The sequence below is a fragment of the Koromonas soli genome (assembly GCF_059726265.1).
In genome coordinates this window covers 2,777,631-2,799,230 of record NZ_AP040872.1, presented here as the reverse complement: position 1 = coordinate 2,799,230, position 21,600 = coordinate 2,777,631, and the positions used below count along the sequence as shown (strand labels likewise).

Here is a 21,600-nt window from a genome sequence, read left to right as displayed (position 1 = left end):
CGTTAAGCTTGCTCGCGTGTTTCGGCCTTGACTTCCACCGCCGCCTCGGCGGTGCCTGCCACCGGCAACTCCACCAGAAACCGCGTTCCCACCGGATGATTCTGTTCCACGCGAATCGTCGCGTTATGGTCTTCCAGGATTCGCGCCACAATCGCCAGCCCCAATCCCGTCCCACGCGCCTTCGTTGAGAAGTACGGCAGAAAGAGCTTCTCTTTCGTTTCCGCCGAAACTCCCTCGCCCGTATCCGCGACCTCGATCTCCACCGCATCGCGCGAATCCAGCAGCGTCGTCGTAATGCAGATCTCGCGCACCACCGCGTCCTTCATGCTCTCGGCTGCGTTGTCCACCAGGTTCGCCACCACGCGCTTGATCGCCTCCGGATCGGCCATCACATTCGGCAGGTGCTCCGCCAGGTTGAGCCGCACATTCACCCCTGCCAATCGTCCATCAAACAGCGTCATTGCGCTCATCACAATGCGGTTCAAATCCGCCGGATGCGGTTGCGACTGCGGGAATCGCGCCAAAGTCGAGAACTCATCCACCAGCTTGCGTACCGTCTCCACTGCGCTGCTGATCGTGTCCGTGCAGTTTTCAATAATCGTGCGCGACTGCGCATCGCCCCGTAGTCCGCGGTCGATGTGCCGCTTGATGCGTTCTGCCGACAGTGCAATCGGCGTCAGCGGATTCTTGATTTCATGCGCCACTCTCCGCGCCACTTCACGCCACGCCACCTGCTTCTGCGCTTTCAGCAGGTCGCTCATATCTTCGAATACGATCACGTATCCCAGCCGCCGACGTTGATGCGGAACCGCCATCGAAGCCACCGTAACGCTGACTTCAAGTGTTCCTTCGCCGGTCGCAATTTCCATCTGCGTCGTCGTCATGCCCATGCGGTCGGCCTTGCGCGTCAGCCTTCGAATGTCTTCCGCCACGTCCGCATCGGCAGGGAACAGGTCCACCAGCCGCAGTCCGTTCTGTATTCCCGGCTGCGTTACCTCCTTCGGCCTGAACATGCGAATCAGCGCCGCGTTCACGCGTGTCACCTGCCCCGCATCATCCAGCGAAAGCACTCCCGACGGAATACTTTCCAGAATGGTTTCCATGTGCAGCCTGCGTTCATCCAGCCGCGCGTTTACGTCTTCGAGTTGCCGTCTGTTGCTCTCCAGCTCGGCGGCCATCGTGTTGAACGAGCCCACCAACTGCCCCAGCTCGTCGCCTGCATTCACATCCACGCGATAGTCGAGCTTGCCCGCCGAGATCGCCTGCGTGCCCTCCGCCAGCGCCGTCACCGGACGCGTCACCACCTTGCTCAGCGCCAGCGCCGACCACGTCGTGCCAAACAGCACCAGCAACGTGATCAGCAGCAGAGCCTGCATATAGGTCTGCCTTATCAGCTTGTTATTGCGCCGCAATTCCTGGTAGTGCCGCTCGCTCTCATCCAGTTGCGAGAGCGCCTGGCTGTAGTTCGCCGGCAGCGGCAGCGCCACCGCCACGTACCCAATGTCTTCCACCGGAGCGACGCCCAGGATGAAAACCCGACTGTTCAGCGCGAACTGCCGAGGCTTGTTCTGAACGCTCGCGATGTCAGGCATCGACTTGCGCAGCGTGCTCCACGGAGCAGGCGCGCCATAACTCGCTTCGATCTCGCCCTTGTAGAACGCCAGCGCAAACCCGCCCTGCAGTGTAATCTCATGCTCGCGGAACTGCTGCAACAGCGTGCCAAATTTCCCAGAGTGATACGTCCTGAGCGCCTCCGGACTGGTCGCAATCGCCCGCGCCTCGGCAATCGCATTCTGCCCCGCATAGCTGCTCAGCAATTCGGCGACAGCCGTGCTTCTTCCATGCACTTCCTCAATCGGCTGCGAAAACCACTTGTCGATCGACCTGTTCATCAGCCCATAGGCAAACAGGAACATGGCGATCACCGGCCCGAACGAGAGCACCAGCGCCCCCAGCACCATCTTGCTTCGGAAGCGCGACCCAGCAGCCCCCGCCTGCCGCTCTAGATACAGTTTCAGCAGCGTGCGCAACAGCACAAAGATCAGCGCCACCAGCGCCAAAAAGATCAGCGCCGACAGTGCCGCAAATACAAATGTCTGGATTAGCGAATCCGGTCGCAGAAACTTCAGGTTGAACCACTGCTGCGAGAAGATCACGAACACCAGCAGCGCGATTCCTGCACCAAGCCACGAAAGCCTGCGCCTACGGGAGCGATTTGGCTGAGTAGTAGTCAACGAAACCTCTACCCCGCCATTCTATTGCAGAAAAGACACAATCTGTCGCAAGAATGCAAATACCTCTTCCGCCCGACTTGCTTTTGACTTTGCTTCTGCTTCGTTTCTCGAGGTGTCATCCTGAGCCGCAGGCGAAAGACCCCTACGCCGCCCTGCGCACATCCACCATCTCCAACCGCTCTTTCCTCCTCAGTAGCGCCCTCACAACCAGCCACGCAATCACCAGGGCCGCAGGAGCCACCACCGCCCAGCCCTCGATCATGTGCCACTGAGCCACCACTACTGCTCGAGCCGTTGACTCTGGAATATTCGGAAATCCTCGCAGCAGCGCCGGTGGGTCAAACACAAACCTCTCCGCCCCCGCCACCTGCTCACCCAGCCGTAGGAATGGAATCAGCAGAATGATCTGCAGCGGCAGTGCCGCATAGTTCCCCACCTGGATCGCGGCTTGCCTCAGCCGCAACACCCCTGCCACTGCCGCGCATGCGATCGTCGTCACTCCCACTAGCGGAAACATCCCAATCGCAAATCCGAGTGCGACCGTCCAAGCCGTTTTCGACACCGGCTCGCCACCGCCTATCAGTTCCCCCGCCCTGGGCAGAGCTCTACGACCCATCATTTCCAGTTGGATGCTCGCGACCGGGTGCTCCATCCTAAAACCCGCATCGCGAGCTTAGGCTGGTTTGCTTTTGCCTTTGTTCCTTGCGGTGTCATCCTGAGCCGCAGGCGAAGGATCCCAGCAGGCCATACAATCTCATCTACCGCCCAAGGTAACCTACACAAACCGGGTGTCTTTGGACTTGCGCATCTACCCGCGATCAATCCTCGTCGCCGGACTCCCGCTCTCTGCCCAGAATGCATGAATCGCGCGTTTCAGATGTGTTTGCAGCGCCAGGTTGAATCGTTTTAGGTCGATCACCAGATTGCTCGTATCCATCAGCAGCAGGCTCTCGCGTACTTCGTCATACACCACCTCGTCGATCACCGACGTATCCGTTACCAGCATCGAGATGCTGTATCCCTCGTGCATCCGCTGCTTGCCATGGATAAAGCTTGTAATCAGCGACTGGTCTGTAGGTTCGTCCGGATCGTTCGATTCCAGTTGAATCGCAATCTCCATCAACATCGAGTGCAGATGATCGATCCGTGCGTCATCGCTCAGGGGCACCGAAGCGAGCGTAGGATCCACCTTCATCCTCAGCAGAATCTTCTTACTGATGCTCTGCACGTTATCTCGTATCAGAGTTGCCAGCCTGATCGGGCGCTTTCGTTCGTGGTGCGGAGGCTTTTCTGCGAGCTTCTCAATCCTGCTCACCAGCTCCGCCACTCTCGCCGGCTTTACTACAAAATCATCCACCTGCCGCTGGATTGCCGAGAGCGCATCTTCAAAGGCAGGGAAGCCCGTCATGATCAGGTTGATGCAATCCGGCTGTGTCCGCCGCATCGCGCTTACCACAGTGAACCCGTCTCCCGGCTCGCCAATATTCAGGTCTGAAATCAGAATGTCGAATTGTTGCGTAGTAATTTCCCGCAGAGCTTCTGAAACCGTAGCTGCGGTTGTTACTTCAAATCCTTTGGCTTTGAGAATCTCGGGAAAGGTAAGACGGAGGCCCGCCTCGTCGTCCACGAACAAGACGCGTTTTGCTTTCATTGCAGACTCCTATCTCCTGACAGGGCTGCCAAGCAACAACGCCTTACGATATGGCGCAATCCTCGCCTCGCATAACCTTAATGTTCGTGTCTCGTTCATGGCACTCCCAAATTGGGATGAATCATTTCTCCATATCTGGAGTAGTCCGTCAAGAAAAACCCTGCATCATCTACTCTTTCCTTTTTGTCTCCCAAACAGGCCGGCAACTCCATCCCCGCATCCCTTGAGTTCGATTTCAGGCTCGTCCCGGCGAAGTATTTGAGACTCTCATGGTTGAGCGCAGCGAAGGATGTCGGGGTTGTTCCTTGCCTTTGTTCTTGTTTTTAAATGTGTCATCCTGAGCCGCAGGCGAAGGATCTCAGCGATGCTCAAATATCAAAAGGCTTTTCCGCCACTCTCTCCCGTCCCAAACCCGCTCAGCACGCCGCGCAGCGGGCATTCCTCGCACAGCGGCATTCCCTTCACGCAAAAGTGTTTCGCTGTCTGCACGGTCAGCGCGTGGAATTCGTTGTATCTCTGCGCCAGCTCGCTCCGCTCCATCTGCGATGTCGCCGAGGGCGCATGCACGGCGAATCCTTGGGGCAGGGAAGCCCTCACTCCGGCCGGTTCCCGAGCGACGCATCTCTGCGAAAGCGCCTCCTGCACCGCCAGCCGAATCTCCTCGTATCCCACGCCTTCCTTGATCAGCCCATGCCGCCCCAGGATGCGACGTGTGTACGTGTCCACAACGAACACCTCGCGGTTCGCCGCATACAGCAGGATCGAGTCCGCCGTCTCCGGCCCAATCCCCGTCATCCCCAGCAGTTCCTCGCGCAGTTTCTCGGTCGGCACCTGAAACATCGCTTCCAGCGAGCCGCCATAATGGTCGTCAAGATGCGCAACAAACAGCTTCAGCCGTGCCGCTTTCTGCCGGAAGTACCCGGCAGGTCTCACCAGCTCCTCGAGTTCCCCGATTCCCGTCCGCCTGATCCCCTCCACTGAGAGCACTCCTGCCCGCCCCAGGTTCCGCATCGCGTGCTCCACGTTCTTCCACGACGTATTCTGGGTCAGGTATGCGCCCACTACGACCTCGAAAGCGGACTCAGCTGGCCACCAGTGCTGGCGCCCCATTGCGGATTCCAAGGTCAAAAAGATCTGCCGGATCTTCTCTCCCCGTGCTGTTTCACTTCTCACGGGTTCAGTGTAGCGAATAGGTTCAGTCCGGTTGCCGCTCTGTTGTAGTCCCTTCGTCATGACTATCCGAGTTCCATGTAATTGACAATTAATGTCAAGCTGCTACTCTGCATTCACGGTGGTCAAATGCGCGTACTTCGTCTATGGGATTGCTACGCCCGGCATCTCCCAGCCACCTCAATTTTGATTTTCTGAAGTGAGGAAAGATTTTGGCTACGCCACCGAAAGGTCCCTTAGTCGCAGCATTCGATCCTAATAATTACGTGATCGACCCCAAGATCGTGAAATCGGTCTCCATCGAGGTCGCGCGTAAGTACAAGATCCTGCCTCTCGGACGTGTTGGTCAATCCTTGCAGGTCGCCATGGTTGATCCCACCAACTATCGCGCCCTTGATGACCTTAAGTTCATTACCGGCTACAACATCGAGCCGCTTGTCGGCAATGAAGCCGCCATTCTCGAAGCCATCGAGTACGCCTACAACGCGCCCGAACCAGGCACCATCGAGCGTGATCCCGATGCAGGCGACCCCCTCGCCGACTACAGCGATGACTTCGATGCCGATGAGGGCGAATTCGAAGGTGAGGAAGCTTCGCTTGCCGATCTCGAAGCAGCTGCCGAAGACGTCAACATCATTCGCGTCGTCAACGTCATCCTCAGCGAAGCCGTCAAGGCCGGAGCCAGCGACATTCATCTCGAGCCCTACGAAAAGGAGTACCGCGTTCGCCTCCGGGTTGACGGTGTGCTTCAGGAGCTCATGAAGCCCTCGCTCAAGCTGCGCGATGCCATCATTTCCCGCATCAAGATCCTCGCTCGGCTCGACATCAGCGAAAAGCGCCTCCCGCAGGACGGTCGCATCATGATGCGCATGCGCATCAACGGCCGTCGCCGCCAGCTCGACTATCGTGTCAGCACACTGCCCACGCTCTGGGGCGAAAAGATCGTCATGCGCTTGCTCGACAAGGACAACCTGCGTCTCGACATGACGCAGCTTGGTTTCGAGCCCGAGTCGCTTGAGCGTTTTCAGAAAGCCATCCTCAAGCCCTACGGCATGGTGCTCGTCACCGGCCCCACCGGTTCCGGCAAGACGAATACGTTGTACTCGGCGATCTCGCTGCTCAACAAGCCCGACACCAACATCATGACCGCCGAAGACCCGGTCGAGTTCCAGTTGCAGGGTGTCAATCAGGTTCAAATGAAGGAGCAGATCGGCCTCAACTTTGCTGCCGCTCTTCGTTCCTTCCTTCGCCAGGATCCCAACATCATCCTCGTCGGCGAAATCCGCGACTTCGAAACCGCTGAAATTGCCATCAAGGCCGCGCTCACCGGACACCTTGTGCTCAGCACGCTGCACACCAACGGCGCGCCTGAGACCGTCTCCCGCCTCATGAACATGGGCATCGAGCCGTTCCTTGTCGCTACTTCGATTCACCTCATCCTGGCACAGCGCCTCATTCGCCGCGTCTGCACCGGATGCGCCCAGCCCGTCGATGTTCCTGTCAGCGTGCTGCTCAAGGCAGGATTCACCCAGCAGGAAGCCCGCACCGCCCGAGTCATGAAGGGCCGCGGCTGCGAAAAGTGCAATGGTTCGGGATACAAGGGCCGCACCGCGCTCTACGAGGTCATGGAGGTCGACGATTCCCTCCGCGAGCTCATCCTCATCGGCGCGTCTTCGCTTGAGTTGAAGAAGAAGGCCATCGAGAACGGCATGATGACACTGCGCCGCAGCGGCATCACCAAAATTCTGCTAGGTCTCACCACCATGGACGAGGTCCTGCGCGAGACTGTGCTTTAACCGTTGTGCTCCGGGTGCGTACCCTCGCGCCCGCTGTCGCAACTGCATAACGAAACTACGGAGTAGCAATGCCGGTAACACTCAGCGATCTGTTGAAGAAGCTGCTTGAACTCAGCGGAAGCGATCTTCACATCACCACCAATTCACCTCCGCAGGTGCGTGTCCACGGACATCTCCAGCCTTTGGATATGCCTCCTCTGGCGCCCGCCGACACCAAGCAGCTCGCCTATTCCGTCATGACCGATGCTCAGAAGCATCGCTTTGAAGAGGATCTCGAACTCGACTTCTCGTTCGGACTCAAGGGACTCGCCCGTTTCCGCGCCAACATCTTCAATCAGCGTGGAGCCGTTGCTGCCGTCTTCCGTGTCATTCCCTTCGAGATCAAGTCGTTTTCGCAGCTTAATCTGCCGCCCGTGGTGTCGAAGTTGTGCGACCGTCCACGCGGATTGATTCTCGTCACCGGTCCTACCGGCTCGGGCAAGTCCACCACGCTCGCCGCCATGATCGACAAGATCAACAGCGAGCGTCACGAGCACATCATCACCATCGAGGACCCGATCGAGTTTGTGCATCCGCACAAGAATTGCCTCGTGAACCAGCGCGAAGTGCATCAGGACACCAAGGGATTCTCCGCCGCCTTGCGTGCTGCGCTCCGCGAAGATCCCGACGTCGTGCTCATCGGCGAAATGCGCGATCTTGAGACCATCGAGTCCGCCCTGCGCATCGCGGAAACCGGACACTTGACCTTCGGCACCTTGCACACGAATTCGGCGGCGTCCACCATCAATCGTGTGATCGACGTTTTCCCCGCCCACCAGCAGCCGCAGATTCGCGCCCAGCTTTCGCTCGTGCTTGAGGGCGTACTCTGCCAGGCCTTGTTGCCCAAGGCTGGAGGTCAGGGCCGTGCCATGGCCATGGAGATCCTTGTCCCCAACCCCGCCATCCGCAACCTGATCCGCGAGGACAAGATCCACCAGATTTATTCGTCCATGCAGTCTGGTCAGGACAAGCACGGCATGCAGACGTTCAATCAATCGCTCATGACTTTGTACATGCAGAAGGCCATCACCTTGGAGACCGCTCTCATGCGCTCCTCCAACGCTGATGAACTGCAGGAAATGATTAACCGCGCCAACAATAACGCCGGCAAGTCCACCGCTGGCTACGCTGGCCGCAAGTAGCAGCTAAGTTCGATCGAGTAGAGAGGGCAAAATGCCGGTTTATACATGGCAGGGAACCAGTGCAACAGGCGAGAAAGTGCAGGGCGAACGCGCTGCTGAAAACAAGCAGGTGTTACGCGCCGCGCTCGCTCGCGAGCGCATTCAGGCCAAGGTCATCAAGGAAAAGGGCGGCAAGGGCTTCAACATCAAGCTTGGCGGCGGCAGTGTCAAAGCCAAGGAACTTGCTGTCTTCTTCAAGCAGTTCTCCGTCATGATCGACGCCGGATTGCCTCTCGTGCAGTGTCTCGAGATCCTCGGCAACAACCAGGAGAACCCGACCTTCAAGAGTGCCCTGCTCGGCGTCCGCACCTCGGTCGAGGGTGGTTCCACTCTTGCCAACGCTCTGCGCGCCTATCCCAAGATCTTCGACGAACTCACCACCAACATGATCGAGGCTGGTGAATCCGGCGGTATTCTCGACACGATTCTCCAGCGCATCTCGTCGTACGTTGAGAAGTCTGTCAAGATGAAGGCGGCCATCAAGTCTGCGCTTGTTTACCCTGTCTCGGTCATCGTCATCGCCATTCTCGTCGTCGGAGCGCTGCTCAAGTTCGTCGTGCCTATCTTCGCCAACCTCTTTGTCGGACTCGGAGTACCGCTTCCCGCTCCTACTCAGTTCGTCATGAATCTTTCTAAGTTTGTTCAGGAATTCTGGTGGCTCATTTTCCTCGGCGTCGGTTTGCTCGTCGTTGCCCTCAAGTACATTCGCAAAACGCCGCAGGGCTTATTTCATACCGATAAGGTCCTTCTAGGTCTCCCCGTCTTCGGACAGGTACTCCGCAAGATCGCCGTTGCCCGCTTCACCCGTACCCTCGGAACCCTCATTTCCTCGGGCGTTCCCATTCTCGATGGCCTTGCCATCACCGCCCGTACCTCGGGCAATGCTGTTCTCGAACGCGCGCTCATGAAGGTTCGCAGCTCCATCGAAGAGGGCCGCACCATCGTCGATCCGCTTCGCGAGAGTGGCGTCTTCCCCAACATGGTGACGCAGATGATCGGTGTCGGCGAAGCCACCGGTGCCATGGACAGCATGCTTCAGAAGATTGCCGACTTCTATGAAGACGAAGTCGATGCTGCTACACGTGACATGCTGGCCCTCATGGAACCCATGCTCATCAGTTTCCTGGGCGTCGCCGTCGGCGGTATTGTTATCTCCCTGTACTTGCCGTTATTCTCCATGATTGCCAAGCTCGCAGGCTAATCGGGAGAAGGGTGCATGGCATCAGGCATCAATGAGCGGATCTGGCTGGAGTGGCTGGTTAAGGTCCGCGTTATCATCATCACCGTCCTGCTCGCCATCGAGCTTGCGATCACCACTCTCACCACGAGCAACGTTAACCGGCACCTTTTCGTGCTGGTTATCGTTGCCTGGTACGTGGTCGCCGCCGTACACATTTTTCTGTTCATCCGCCAGCGGGACTGGCGACTGCAATCGAAGTTGCAGGTCGTCACCGACCTGATCTTTGCCACCATCATCATCTACATCACCGGTGGCATCGATACATCGTTCAACTTCCTCTACCCGCTCATCATCATTGTTGCCAGCACGCTCCTGTCGGAGAGCTGGGCCTACATCACCGCCGGCCTGTCGTTCGTCATGATGGGCAGCATTCTTGAGCTCTCCTACTTCGACCTCATTCACTCTTATTCCTACACGCGGCCCGATCTCAAATCGCTTCAGGCCGTCATCTTCATCAATCTTTTCGCCTACTTCTCTATCGCCTACCTCGCCAACAAACTGGCGAACCGCATGCGGCAGGCCGGTCTCGAACTTGCGGACAAAAGCTCCGAACTCGAAAACCTCCAGGCCCTGCAGGAGAACATCGTTCATTCCATCTCCAGTGGCCTCATCACCACCGATCTCGAAGGCAACATCAAGCTCGTCAATCCTGCCGCGCAGCTTCTGTTAGGCCGCAACGAGTGGGAACTCGTCCGCATCAACGCCAACAAGCTGTTTTTCGAACCGCTCCCCACGCCCGGCTCTCCGCGCATCGAGGTGCGTACCCGCACCCCTGGCGGAGCCGACAAAATGTTTGGCATTGGCTGCAGCGCTCTCAAGAACACCAAGGGCGCCACCATCGGCTACATCTATACCTTCACCGATCTCACCGAGATCCGCCGTCTCGAGCGCGAGCTTCGCCTTCGCGACCGTCTCGCCGCCGTCGGACGCCTCGCCTCCGGCATCGCCCACGAGATTCGCAATCCGCTTTCCTCCATCGCCGGTTCGGTAAAGATGCTCACGCGCGTTCCCGCCCTAAATGACGATCAGCGTGCCCTGCTCGACATCGTCACCCGCGAATCTGAACGCCTTAACGCCATCATCACCGACTTCCTCACCTACTCGCGCGATCGCAATTTTCAGAGCTCGCGCATCGATCTCTGCCAGCTTCTCGCCGACACTCTCACCCTTCTCGGCAATCGCGACTCCAGCATTCAGATCGAGCACCGCTTCTCGCGGCCGCGGGCATTCATTCAGGGTGACGGCGACAAACTCAAGCAAGTCTTCTGGAATCTTGCCAGCAATGCCATGCGTGCCATGCCCAACGGTGGCACCCTCACCGTTCTGCTCGACGAGCACGAGCAGCAGTTCCGCGTGCGTTTCCGCGACAGCGGCGCCGGCATCGCTCCTCACATCTTGGAAAAGATTTTCGAACCCTTTCAGTCCGGCTTTGAAGGCGGCACCGGCCTTGGCCTTGCGATTGTCTATCGCATCATGCAGGCTCACGATGCCGCCATCAGCGTGCGCTCCGAGCCCGGCCAGACCGAGTTCACTTTGCTGTTCCGGCCTGCGCCTCCGGAAACCGCGACTGCTGTTCCACTTGAAGACCTATCCAACACTCACGGCCTTGGTCACAGCCACGAAAGCAGGTAATCATGGGATACATTCTTGTCTGTGATGACGAGCGCTCCATCTGCCAGATGTTGCAGATCGCGTTTCAAAACCAGGGCCACCGCGTTGAAACCGTGACCTCCGGCGAGCAGGCCTGCCGCAAAATCGATTCCAACCTCTACGACATCGTCGTCACCGACGTTCGCATGCCCAACGTCACCGGCATGGAAGTCCTTCAGCACTCGCGTCGCGTCTCTCCCGACACCCTCGTCATCGTCATCACCGCCGTCGATGACAGCGAAGTCCCCATCGAGGCCCTCAACGCCGGAGCCTTCTACTACATCCGCAAAGGCCCCAAGCTCCTCGAAGACGTCCTCAGCGCCGCCGCCCTTGCCATGGACCGCTCGCAGCTTCGTCAGCAGAACGCCGCTCTTCTGCGCGATGCCGCCCAGCACAACTCGCTCGACAACATCATTGGCGAGAGCGAGCCCATGCGCAAACTCAAGGAAACTATCCGCACCATCGCCACCACCAACAGCACCGTCATCGTCAGCGGCGAGAGCGGCACCGGCAAGGAACTCGTCGCGCGCGCCATCCACACCTGCTCGCCGCGCTCAGGTAACCCCTTCGTCAGCGTCAACTGCGGAGCTTTTCCCGAAACCCTGCTCGAAAGCGAACTCTTCGGCTACGTTAAGGGAGCCTTCACCGGAGCCACGTCCAACAAGCGCGGCCTCTTCGAACTCGCTTCTGCCGGCACCATCTTCCTCGACGAAATCAGCGAAACCACTCTCGGCATGCAGGTCAAGCTCCTGCGTGTCCTTCAGGAGCGCTGTATCCGTCCCGTCGGCGGCGGCCAGGAAACGCCCATCGATGTTCGCGTCATCGCCGCCACCAACAAGAACCTGCTCAAGCAAGTGCAGGAAGGCACCTTCCGCGAAGACCTCTATTACCGCCTCAGCGTCATCCCCGTCGAGGTCCCGCCCCTGCGCGACCGCGGAGACGATGTCGTCCTTCTCGCCAATCACTTCCTCAAGAAGTTCGCCGTGCAGATGGGCAAACAGGTCCTGCGTCTCTCACGTGAAAGCCTGCAACTCATGAAGGGCTACGATTGGCCCGGCAACGTCCGTGTCCTCGAAAACACCATCGAGCGTGCCGTCGCCCTCTCCAACGAAGAAGAGCTCCGCGTCGAACTTCCCAATTCCACCGCCAGCTCCATCCCCACTGCCGTCGGCAGCGCCGGAGCCCTCGGCGTCGCCCTTCCTCCCGAAGGCCTCGACCTCGAGCGCTACATCGCCGACCTCGAAAAGAGTCTTCTCCAGTCCGCCCTGCGCCGCTCCAACGGAGTCCAAACCCGCGCCGCCGAACTCCTCAAGCTCAGCTACCGCAGCTTCCGCCACATGATGAAAAAATACGACCTCTCCTGATCGAGTATTCGACGCTCTCGATCCTCTGATCCTCCGTCTGGCCGCTATGCCTCACTTGGCATAGTCCGGTAGCCTCCGGTGCCCCCGGTGCCCGGTGCCCCACCTCTGCCCGTTTTTGGCAGAGGTGGGTGTTTTGCTCTTGCTCTTGTCGTTGAAGTTAAGGGTTTGCTCTTGCCTTTGCTGTTGTATTTAGGTGTCATCCTGAGCGCAGCGAAGGACCCCTACTTTCACCTCAATCTCAAACACCGATCCAGGTCACCAACCTCCGCCTCTCCCTCGCCAATCTCCCCCAACCTTGCTACCCTTGCCTTATGTGGTACATCCTCCGCTTCCTCTGGAACGCGACTCGCGGACACCGCCTTGCTCCCTGGCGCAGCCCATACCTCAAGTGGCGCCTCGAAACCTACACTGGGCTCAAGATGGAGAAGATCGGCCTGCTCGAAATTGCCGGCCTGATGGCCCGCGACTACCGCCAGATGTGGCGTTTCCTGCTGTGGACCGCGAAGATGGACAACTACGCCCGCGTCAAGCCACGCAACCCATCCACGCAGGACTGGGGCTGATCAAATTGAATTGGTGAATACCGCACGATGATCCAGATCAAGCGCGCCTACGACCCCGCAACCAAAACCGATGGTATCCGCTACCTCGTCGAACGCCTCTGGCCTCGTGGCATCAAGAAAACCGACCTGCCTCTCGACGACTGGCTCAAGGACGTCTCACCGAGCCCCGCTCTGCGCAAGTGGTTCGCTCACGACCCCGCCAAGTGGCCCGAATTCCAGCAACGCTACCGCGCCGAACTCGACGCCAACCCCGCCGCATGGAAGCCAATTCTCGACGCCTCGCGCCACGGCCGCGTCACTCTCATCTACGCCGCGCGCGACCCCGAACACAACAGCGCCCTACTCCTCAAGCAATATCTCGAAGCCAAGAAATCCCAATCCTGAGCGCTGTCGTTTTGCTGTTGTTCTTAAAAAAGGTGTCATCCTGAGCGCAGCGAAGGACCTCGGGGTTGCCGTTGCAGTTGCTCTTGCTCTTGCCGTTGCAGTAGCTCTTAGGCTCACCACTCCACTAGCACTTCGCTTCCTCTCCCCGCCTTCGCCGCATGTGCTGCCGCTCCGCGGTTCGCCGCAATCTCCAGAAAGCCCATGCTATTCAGCACACCAAACAGCTCTCCCGGCTTCCCCTGCGCATAGTTATTGCCAATCCCCGTCGCCTTCCCCTGACCCACCGAGATCCTCACCTGCGTCCCTGCCGCGAACACCTCTTCCGCATTTTCTGGCGTCAGATTCGTGATCAGGTTTCCGAACTTGTCCACCTTCAGCACCGCGCCCTTGATCGCTCGCTCTGCCACCCGCTTCGGCTTCGGCAGCGTAAACCGGACATAATCCATAATCTCCTCGCCGAACTTCGCCGCCTCCACTCCCTTGCTCAGCCATCCCGCACACGGAGCGAACACATCGCGACCATGAAACGTATTGCTCACCGGCTGCAAGAAATAGTGATCCGCCGTAATATGCCTCACCGACACGCGCTCTTCCTGCTCCATCACCAGCGACAGCACGCCATTATCCGGAGCAACGAAATAGTGCTTCGAAGTCGTTACCAGCAGCGGCCTCCGCGCCGACCCCACGCCCGGATCGACCACCACCACATGAATCGTGTCTGCCGGAAAATACTTGTACGCCTGCGCAATCGTCAGCGCCCCATCCAGCACGTCAAACGAACTCACTGCATTGCAGATGTCCACAATCTCCGCCGCAGGATTCACTCCCAGAATCACGCCGCGCATGGTCCCCACAAAGTGATCCGAAGCCCCAAAATCCGTCGTAAGCGTAATCAATCGTCCAGCCGCCAAATCTTCCTCCACAATTGCCTCACAATTGTTTCACAAATAAAAACGCCTGCCACGAACCGCAGCAGGCGCAACTATCATTCTAAATTTCAGTGTCATCCTGAGCGCAGCGAAGGACCTCGGGGTTGCTCCTATTCGTGCTCTTGCCTTTGCTCTTGCTTTTGCTCTTCAGTATCATCCTGAGCGAAGCGAAGGACCCCTACTTCCACCTCCAAACCTCAGGTGAGCACGACATTCGCCCCACCACCAACCTCGCGAAACCTTGAAACCTCGCCCTATTGCAACACCACCTGCTGTCCCTCTTTCAACCCGCTCAGAATCTCCGTCTTCGCTCCATTCGAAATCCCTGCCTTTACCGCGATCTTCGCTTTTCCATCCTTTGCCTTCGCATCAGGAATCTCCACCGAAGCCGACTTGTTCTGGTCATAGATCAGCGAGCTTTCCGGCACGCTCAACACGTTCTTGTGCTCTTCCAGAATCATCTCCGCATTCGCCGTCATCATTGCCTTCAACTCGCCGCCCGGATTATTGATCGACACTCTCACTTCAAAGGTGGTCACATTTTCCTTCTCCACGCCCATCGGAGAAATCTTCGTCACCTTGCCCTCGAACGTCTTGTCCTTAAACGACTCCACGCGAATCCTCGCCGGCTGTCCCAGATAGACTTTGCCAATGTCGCTCTCGTCCACCTTGCCTTTGACGTACACCTCGCGCGTATCGCCAATCGTCATCACCAGCGTCGCCGAAGAGCCCATCACCAGGATCGAGCTCACCGCGTCTCCCACTTCCACATCGCGCGACAGCACGATTCCGTCAATAGGAGCCACAATCGTCGTGTAGCTCAACTGCTCGCGCAACTGAGACAGCGTAGCCTGCGCTCGCTTCACATCTGCCCGCGATTGCATAACCTTCGCGGTATTCACCTGCACCTGCGCCTGCGCCACATGCTGCTTGTTCACTGCCAGTTGGTAATTCTTCTCCGCATCATCCAGCGCCTGATGCGACACCACTCCATCCTTCGCCATCGACAGCGCGCGCTCATACGTCCGCTTCAGCATCGGAACGTCCACGCCCTCAGCATCCACCTTGGAGCGCGACAGGTCTGCCTCCGCCGAGCGTTGCGTTGCCTCGGCCGATTGCAACTGCGCTTCCGACTGACGTACCTGCGCTTCCATCTCCACGCGATCGAGTTCCGCCAACACCTGCCCGGCCTTCACATGATCGCCCGCTTCGATGTAGAGCTTCTTCACAATGCCGCTGGCCTTGCTCTTGATCTCGACCTTCGTGATCGGCTCAACTTTTCCGGTGGCTACGACACTCTTCACTAGGTCGCCGCGCTCTACCTTCGCCAGCTTCGTCGGATCGATCTTCGCACCCGAGCCTCGCGCCGCCATCAATCCCGCGACCGCCACCAGACACACCACAGCGATGATTGCCACAATCCAAATCGTCTTGCGACGGCGCTTTCCATTGCCGTTTGCCATGATTGCCTCCACGCACTCTTCCACGCGAAACTCTACTGCTTACATCCCCATGTACGCACGCAGATGTGATCTGGTTCCGCAATCACATGAACTTTTCGGGAATTCGAGATTTCCCCCGGTGACCCATAACGAGCATCCCCTCCGCCCGATGCTAGAATCCAATGTCACCGGTCTTTTGAGAGGCAGCGAGAATGCCGCAGAATACGCCCCCTCCTGATGAACAATCTGTCCGCAGGCGCTACAAACTGCGGAAACAAATCCTCCCGCTGCCTGTAAGCGGGCGTGAGCTGCCTGCGGACACTCCTGAGAAACAGTTCTATCAAGCGATGCGGAACCGGCGCTTTCCCCAGCTTTCGACTCCGGCACTAGTCGGCTTCGGCATTGTCGCAGTTTTTTATATCGTTTTTGCCGTGTCCCATATTTACAGAGCTTTCGTTGACGGAAGCGGAACAGGCTTCCTTTCGCTGGCTGCTATAGTCGCCATCATCCTGGGCATCTTTTTCCTATTCCTGAGACGAAGCCTGCGCTGATCATCGCCGGGTGCCCACCCTGTAAACTCGCCCCTTTTGCGAGTTTAGGGTGGGGCAGTTGACCTCGCCTTTGCTGTTGCTTTTGACTCTCAACCTCGCGAAACCTCGCCCACCTCGCGAAACCTCGCTTCCCCTCTCCCTCCCCAAACCTTGCTAAAATCGTGCTTTCGAGGAGCGCTCTTGTTCACGTTCGTTCTGATGCGGGTCATTGCTGTGATCCTGCTCGTTGCGGCCAACGCCTTCTTTGCCGCGGGCGAATACGCATTGGTTTCCATCCGCGACACCCGCGTGCAGCAATTAATCGAGCAGGGACGCATCGGCGCGCGCACCATCCGCAAGCTCCACCAGAAACTCGACCAGGTCCTCAACGGCATCCAGATCGGCGTCACCATGGCCAGCCTCGCCCTCGGCTGGATCGGTGAAGAGTCCATGGCGCGCGTCCTCGAAGTCCCCTTTGCGCGCCTTCCTCACGCTCACATCTACGCACACGCGCTCTCTGCCGTGCTCGCCTTTACGACGATTACTTACATGCACGTCATCCTCGGCGAAGTCGTTCCCAAGTCCATCGCGCTTCAGAAAGCGGAACAAGTTGCGCTCGCCGTCGCCGCTCCGCTCGACGTGTTTATCACCATCTTCAGCCCCGTCACGCGCACCATGGCCGCGTCCTCGCGCTTCGTCCTGCGCTTTTTTGGATGGAATCAGATTCGCGAAGGCGGCGTGCACACTCCCGAAGAGCTCAAGCTCAGTGTTACGGCATCTCATCGCTACGGCCTCATCTCGACCTTGCAGCAGGAGCTTCTCCACCGCGCGCTCGACCTCGAAAACATCACCGTCCGCGAAATCATGGTCCCGCGCCCTGATATCTTTTCCATTCCCGGCGACATGCCTTTAGAGGAAGCGATCGTCAAGGTCGTCGAAGAGCAGCACTCCCGCGTTCCCGTTTACGACGCCACCCGCGGCCCCGAAGCCATCATCGGCGTGCTTTACTCCAAGGACCTCATGCGCTGGATGCAGTTCCGCATGCGTCGCGCCTCGTCCACGCCGCCCACCTTGCCTTCGCTCGCCGTCCGACACATCATGCGCGACGTGCTCGTGGTTCCCGAAACCAAACCGCTCCCCGACCTGCTCGACGAATTCAAGTACCGTCGTCGCCATCTCGCCGTCGTTGTCGATGAATACGGCTCCACCGTCGGCGTCGTCACCGTCGAAGACGTTCTCGAGCAACTTGTCGGTGAAATTGAAGACGAATTCGATGTCGTTCCTCGCGCAAATCACGGCAACGCCTCTTCGCTCGTGCTCGACGCCGCGCTCAACATCCGCGATCTCGAGACGCAGTACAACCTCCACCTTCCTCGCGAAGAGGGTTTCGAGACGCTCGCCGGATTCGTCCTTACCCAGCTTCAGCGCATTCCCAAGCCCGGCGACTCGTTCCTCTACCAGCAGCGCCGTTACACCGTAGTCGAGATGGAGGACCGCCGAGTCGGTGTCGTCAAGATCGATCTCGTTCCCGACTCTCCTGCCGGCACCGAAGCCCTCGATGCCGACACTCCCGGCGGGAGGCGCCCCGCCTGATGATCCGCTATCTTTTCGTTCGCCTCTCCTACATGCTGCCTGTCGTCTGGCTTGTCGTCTCCGTGGTGTTCCTTCTCATCCACCTCGTCCCCGGAGACCCCATCCAAGCCATGCTCGGCGAAGGCGCTGCCGGAACCGACATCCAGGCCGCCCGCCATGCCTACGGCCTCGACGTGCCTCTACCCACGCAATACGTCCGCTACTGGCGCGGCGTCCTCCACGGCGATCTCGGACGTTCCCTGCGCCTCAACAAACCCGTGAAGGACCTCGTCGCCCAGGCCTATCCCGCGACGCTCTCGCTCACCCTCGCGGCGCTCGCCGTGGCGATCCTGCTATCCATTCCCGCCGGAGTCCGTTCCGCCACCCGCCGCAATCGTTGGGACGATCGTTCGCTCAGCTTCGTCAGCCTTCTCGGCCTTTCGTTTCCTAATTTCGCTCTCGGACCCATCCTCATCCTCATCTTTGCCATCAAGCTCAACCTGCTCCCCGTTTCCGGCACGGGAAGCTGGCGCAGCCTCATCCTCCCGGCCATCACCATGGGTGCGTCGCTCGCCGCCATTCTCACGCGCATGGTCCGCACCTCCATGCTCGAAGAACTCGGACAGGACTACATCCGCACCGCCCGCGCCAAGGGACTCACCGAGCGAGCCGTCGTCTATCGACATGCCCTGCGCAACGCCATGATCCCCGTAGTCACCGTCATCGGACTCCAGTTCGGAGCCCTTCTCGCCGGAGCCATCGTCACCGAAACCATCTTTTCCTGGCCCGGCATCGGACGCCTCACCATCTCCGCCATCAGCAACCGCGACTACACTCTCGTCCAGGGATGCCTTCTCTGCATCGGCCTCACCTACGTAGCCGTCAACTTCCTCACCGACCTCCTCTACTCCGCTCTCAACCCCCGCATCCGCCAGTAACCCTACCCGCCGTCACGCTACCGCTACCTCCGGGTGCCCCATTTTTGCCGGTGCCCCATTCAAGCCTTCTTTTGGCTTGAGTGGGGTAGTTGCTCTTGCTCTTGCTCTTGCTCTTGCTCTTGCTCTTGCTCTTGCTCTTGCTTTTGCTCTTGCTCTTGCTTTTGCCCTTGCTCTAGCTGTTGTCCTTGCTCTTGCTCTTGTTTTCGATTGTTGTGTCATCCTGAGCGAAGCGAAGGACCTCGGGGTTAGCTTTTGCTCTTGCTTTTGCTCCTGCTTGTTGCTTGTTGCTTTTGCCTTTGCTTTCCCGGTCATCCTTCGCGAAGCGAAGGACCCCTGCCCCCACTCCGATCTCCACCTCCGACCCAGGTCACCTACCTTCGCTCTTGCCTATCAGCGCAAAGCTCCTCCCCTGCTTTATCATGAAACCTTGCACCCCACCGGCTCCAACTTCGCGCGCATCCTCTCCCGCAACCCCCTTGCGACCTTCGGAGCCCTCATCATCGCGCTCTTCCTCATCGCCGCCGTCTTCGGACCCACCATCGCCCCGCGCGATCCTGCGTCCATCGATCTCCCTTCGCGCCTGCAGGGCCCGTCCCTGCATCATCTCTTCGGAACCGACGAACTCGGCCGCGACATCCTCTCGCGCATCCTCTACGGAGCGCGCATCTCCATGCTCGTCGGCACCTCCGTCGTCGCCGGATCGCTTCTCCTCGGCACCATCGTCGGGTCGCTCGCCGGATACTACGGAGGCCGTCTCGACCGCTTCGTCAACGTCATCGTGATGAACGCGTTCTTATCGTTCCCCGGAATCCTCTTGGCCATCGCCTTTGTCGCCTTTCTAGGACCCGGCCTCTGGAACCTTATTCTCGCCCTCGTCATCGGCGGATGGGTCGGCTACGCTCGCCTCGTCCGCGCCCAGGTCCTCGCCGCCCGTGAGCGTGAATATGTCGAGGCTGCCCGCGCACTCGGAGCGACCGACCTCCGCATCCTTGCCCGCCACATCCTGCCCAACATCATGCAGCCCGTCATCGTGCAGGCCGCCATCGGCATGGCCGGAGCGATCCTTGCCGAAGGCACCATGAGCTTCCTCGGACTCGGCGTCCCTCCTCCGGTCCCAAGTTGGGGAGCCATGCTCAACGACGGACGCTCGCACCTATTCGACTCACCGCACGTCATCCTCTTTCCTGCCGCAGCCGTCATGCTTGCCGTCCTGGCTTTCAACTTCGTCGGCGACGCCATGCGCGACTACCTCGACCCCCGCTCCCGCATCGAAGCCGGCCTCTAAGCACCAACGTAGTCGCATGAGCGCCCGCGAGCGAACAACTGCGGCTGCCCCGTGGTGTCCCACCTCCGCCGTCCTGCGCCAGCTCCGATGTGGTGCCCCACCTCAGCCATCCTGCGCCAGCTCCGATGTGGTGCCCCACCTCAGCCATCCTGCGCCAGCTCCGATGTGGTGCCCCACCTCTGCCATCCTGCGCCAGCTCCGATGTGGTGCCCCGCCTCTGCCCGTCGTTGGCAGAGGTGGGTGTCTTGCTGTTGTTCCTGCCCTTGCTGTTGCTTTTAGAAGTGTCATCCTGAGCGCAGCGAAGGACCCCTACCCTCCCCCACCGGCGCGGGTCACACCAAACAAAAAGGCCCTCCCACCGGGAGGGCCTCACCACACCAAATTTTCCTAATCTCTTCTCTTCAGCGTCGGACGATCATCTCCACTCTTCGTCTGGTCATCCGTCTTGCTGTTCGGATCGTTCTGCGTGGAAGACGCTCTCCTCAGGCTCGGACCCTTGTCCTTCCCCTGATCGATCTTCCTGCGATTTTCCAGCGCCGCCAGCCGTGCTTTCACTTCCTGAAACTCCGACGTGTCTTCCACATACTGCTGCTTCGGAGGCAGAATCTTCTCAATCTCCTGCTGCGTGTGCTCCATGCGGGCCGGCGTCGGCGGATGCGTCTCAAAAGCTTTCGCGATCGCTCCCGGCTTCTTCTTCTCCAGCGCCTGAATCTTTTCGAAGAACTGCGGGAATGCCTGCGGATCATAGCCGCTGGCATACAGATACTGCACACCCAGGTAATCCGCCTGAGCCTCAAAGTTGCGCTGGAACTTCATAAACGTCAGCGGCACGCCAATTCCCGCCGCCTCATACAATCCGTATCCCAACCCGCCGCCCATAAAAATCAGCGGAATCGAAGCTAGGTTCGCCAGGTTCCCTCGCGTCTGCTGACGCGCTGCATGGCAAGCCGCCACGTGTGCGATCTCGTGAGCCATCACGCCCGCCAGTTCTGCTTCGTTGTCCGCCGCCAGAATCAGCCCGCTCTGTACATAGAAGTAGCCGCCCGGCAGGGCAAAGGCATTCACCGAATCATCATCCAGCACCTTGACCGTAAACGGAACCTTCGCGTCCGAGTTACGCACAATGTTCTGGGCCATACGGTTGATGTACTCGTTGATCACCGGATCGTTGATGAGCTTGGCGCTTTGCTCCACCTGCACGGCAAAACTCTTGCCCATCGACACCTGGCTTTCCAGCGAATACCAGTTTCCCAGGCCCTTGCTGCATCCCACATTGCGATTGCCAATTGCGCTTACGTCGTCGGTCTTACCGTCGTGCGGAAAGTCCAACTCGCTTTTTTCCTGCTTGTCCGTCTTGTCTGGCTTGTCCGTTTTGCTCTCGGCCACTCCGTAGCAGGCCAGCGAAAGAACCAACGTGAGCAACAGCGCAAATTTCGATTTCATCGTTTTGCCTTCAGGGCTGAGACAACCCTATCCATATTAGAACTTCCGTTACAGCAGGGGTTGCACAAAACTCCTACTCTAAACTTCCGCAATTGCTAATTTTACAGCTGCATAACAACTCCTTATCCGCCCTTGCCCCACTGGCTGGTGCCCCACCTCTGCCCGCCTCTGGCAGAGGTGGGTGTTTTG

At 58.8% G+C, this 21,600-nt stretch carries 17 protein-coding genes; 10 read left to right on the top strand and 7 right to left on the bottom strand.

What is annotated here, in order from left to right:
• Positions 1-2: 2 nt before the first annotated feature.
• The 4 genes from AC6IY8_RS12275 to AC6IY8_RS12260 form a co-directional block, all read right to left on the bottom strand.
• Positions 3-2,234: a sensor histidine kinase gene (locus tag AC6IY8_RS12275; RefSeq protein WP_497774779.1), complete on the bottom strand. Its 2,232-nt coding sequence runs from the start codon at positions 2,232-2,234 to the stop codon at positions 3-5.
• A gap of 142 nt (positions 2,235-2,376) precedes the next feature.
• Positions 2,377-2,853 (bottom strand): DUF2062 domain-containing protein, encoded by a 477-nt coding sequence (locus tag AC6IY8_RS12270; protein ID WP_497774778.1) that lies wholly within the window; start codon positions 2,851-2,853, stop codon positions 2,377-2,379.
• A gap of 189 nt (positions 2,854-3,042) precedes the next feature.
• Complete coding sequence (locus tag AC6IY8_RS12265; protein ID WP_497774777.1) at positions 3,043-3,885, bottom strand: response regulator; 843 nt, start codon at positions 3,883-3,885, stop codon at positions 3,043-3,045.
• 375 nt (positions 3,886-4,260) lie between these two features.
• Positions 4,261-5,013: an endonuclease III domain-containing protein gene (locus AC6IY8_RS12260; protein WP_497774776.1), complete on the bottom strand. Its 753-nt coding sequence runs from the start codon at positions 5,011-5,013 to the stop codon at positions 4,261-4,263.
• Between the two features lie 254 nt (positions 5,014-5,267).
• Between AC6IY8_RS12260 and pilB the strand changes: the two genes are divergently transcribed.
• The 7 genes from pilB to AC6IY8_RS12225 all read left to right on the top strand — a co-directional run bounded on the left by pilB (position 5,268) and on the right by AC6IY8_RS12225 (position 13,272).
• The gene (gene pilB, locus AC6IY8_RS12255; protein WP_497774775.1) at positions 5,268-6,851 is read left to right on the top strand and encodes a type IV-A pilus assembly ATPase PilB; all 1,584 of its coding nucleotides are present in this window, start codon (positions 5,268-5,270) and stop codon (positions 6,849-6,851) included.
• Between the two features lie 68 nt (positions 6,852-6,919).
• Positions 6,920-8,032 (top strand): type IV pilus twitching motility protein PilT, encoded by a 1,113-nt coding sequence (locus tag AC6IY8_RS12250; RefSeq protein ID WP_497774774.1) that lies wholly within the window; start codon positions 6,920-6,922, stop codon positions 8,030-8,032.
• A 31-nt stretch (positions 8,033-8,063) separates the two neighbouring features.
• Positions 8,064-9,272 (top strand): type II secretion system F family protein, encoded by a 1,209-nt coding sequence (locus AC6IY8_RS12245; protein WP_497774773.1) that lies wholly within the window; start codon positions 8,064-8,066, stop codon positions 9,270-9,272.
• Between the two features lie 15 nt (positions 9,273-9,287).
• Positions 9,288-10,943 (top strand): two-component system sensor histidine kinase NtrB, encoded by a 1,656-nt coding sequence (locus tag AC6IY8_RS12240; protein WP_497774772.1) that lies wholly within the window; start codon positions 9,288-9,290, stop codon positions 10,941-10,943.
• A gap of 2 nt (positions 10,944-10,945) precedes the next feature.
• Positions 10,946-12,325, top strand: a complete 1,380-nt coding sequence (locus AC6IY8_RS12235; RefSeq protein ID WP_497774771.1) for a sigma-54-dependent transcriptional regulator — start codon at positions 10,946-10,948, stop codon at positions 12,323-12,325.
• A gap of 311 nt (positions 12,326-12,636) precedes the next feature.
• Positions 12,637-12,888, top strand: a complete 252-nt coding sequence (locus AC6IY8_RS12230) for a hypothetical protein (RefSeq protein WP_497774770.1) — start codon at positions 12,637-12,639, stop codon at positions 12,886-12,888.
• A 27-nt stretch (positions 12,889-12,915) separates the two neighbouring features.
• Entirely contained in the window at positions 12,916-13,272 is a 357-nt protein-coding gene (locus tag AC6IY8_RS12225) for a DUF488 domain-containing protein (RefSeq protein ID WP_497774769.1), read from the top strand.
• A gap of 113 nt (positions 13,273-13,385) precedes the next feature.
• On the opposite strand, the gene AC6IY8_RS12220 is transcribed toward AC6IY8_RS12225, so the two are convergent.
• Positions 13,386-14,183: an SAM hydrolase/SAM-dependent halogenase family protein gene (locus tag AC6IY8_RS12220; protein WP_497774768.1), complete on the bottom strand. Its 798-nt coding sequence runs from the start codon at positions 14,181-14,183 to the stop codon at positions 13,386-13,388.
• 272 nt (positions 14,184-14,455) lie between these two features.
• The gene (locus AC6IY8_RS12215; protein WP_497774767.1) at positions 14,456-15,664 is read right to left on the bottom strand and encodes an efflux RND transporter periplasmic adaptor subunit; all 1,209 of its coding nucleotides are present in this window, start codon (positions 15,662-15,664) and stop codon (positions 14,456-14,458) included.
• A gap of 710 nt (positions 15,665-16,374) precedes the next feature.
• On the opposite strand from AC6IY8_RS12215, the gene AC6IY8_RS12210 reads away from it, so the two are divergent.
• The 3 genes from AC6IY8_RS12210 (at position 16,375) to AC6IY8_RS12200 (ending at position 19,968) form a co-directional block, all read left to right on the top strand.
• Positions 16,375-17,766: a hemolysin family protein gene (locus AC6IY8_RS12210; RefSeq protein WP_497774766.1), complete on the top strand. Its 1,392-nt coding sequence runs from the start codon at positions 16,375-16,377 to the stop codon at positions 17,764-17,766.
• Entirely contained in the window at positions 17,766-18,683 is a 918-nt protein-coding gene (gene nikB, locus AC6IY8_RS12205) for a nickel ABC transporter permease (protein WP_497774765.1), read from the top strand. The genes AC6IY8_RS12210 and nikB overlap by 1 nt, the downstream gene beginning before the upstream one ends.
• A gap of 427 nt (positions 18,684-19,110) precedes the next feature.
• Complete coding sequence (locus AC6IY8_RS12200; protein ID WP_497774764.1) at positions 19,111-19,968, top strand: ABC transporter permease; 858 nt, start codon at positions 19,111-19,113, stop codon at positions 19,966-19,968.
• A gap of 387 nt (positions 19,969-20,355) precedes the next feature.
• Here AC6IY8_RS12200 and AC6IY8_RS12195 read toward each other — a convergent pair whose 3' ends face one another.
• On the bottom strand, positions 20,356-21,411 hold the full coding sequence (locus tag AC6IY8_RS12195) for a M48 family metallopeptidase (RefSeq protein WP_497774763.1): 1,056 nt from the start codon (positions 21,409-21,411) through the stop codon (positions 20,356-20,358).
• Positions 21,412-21,600: the final 189 nt, after the last annotated feature.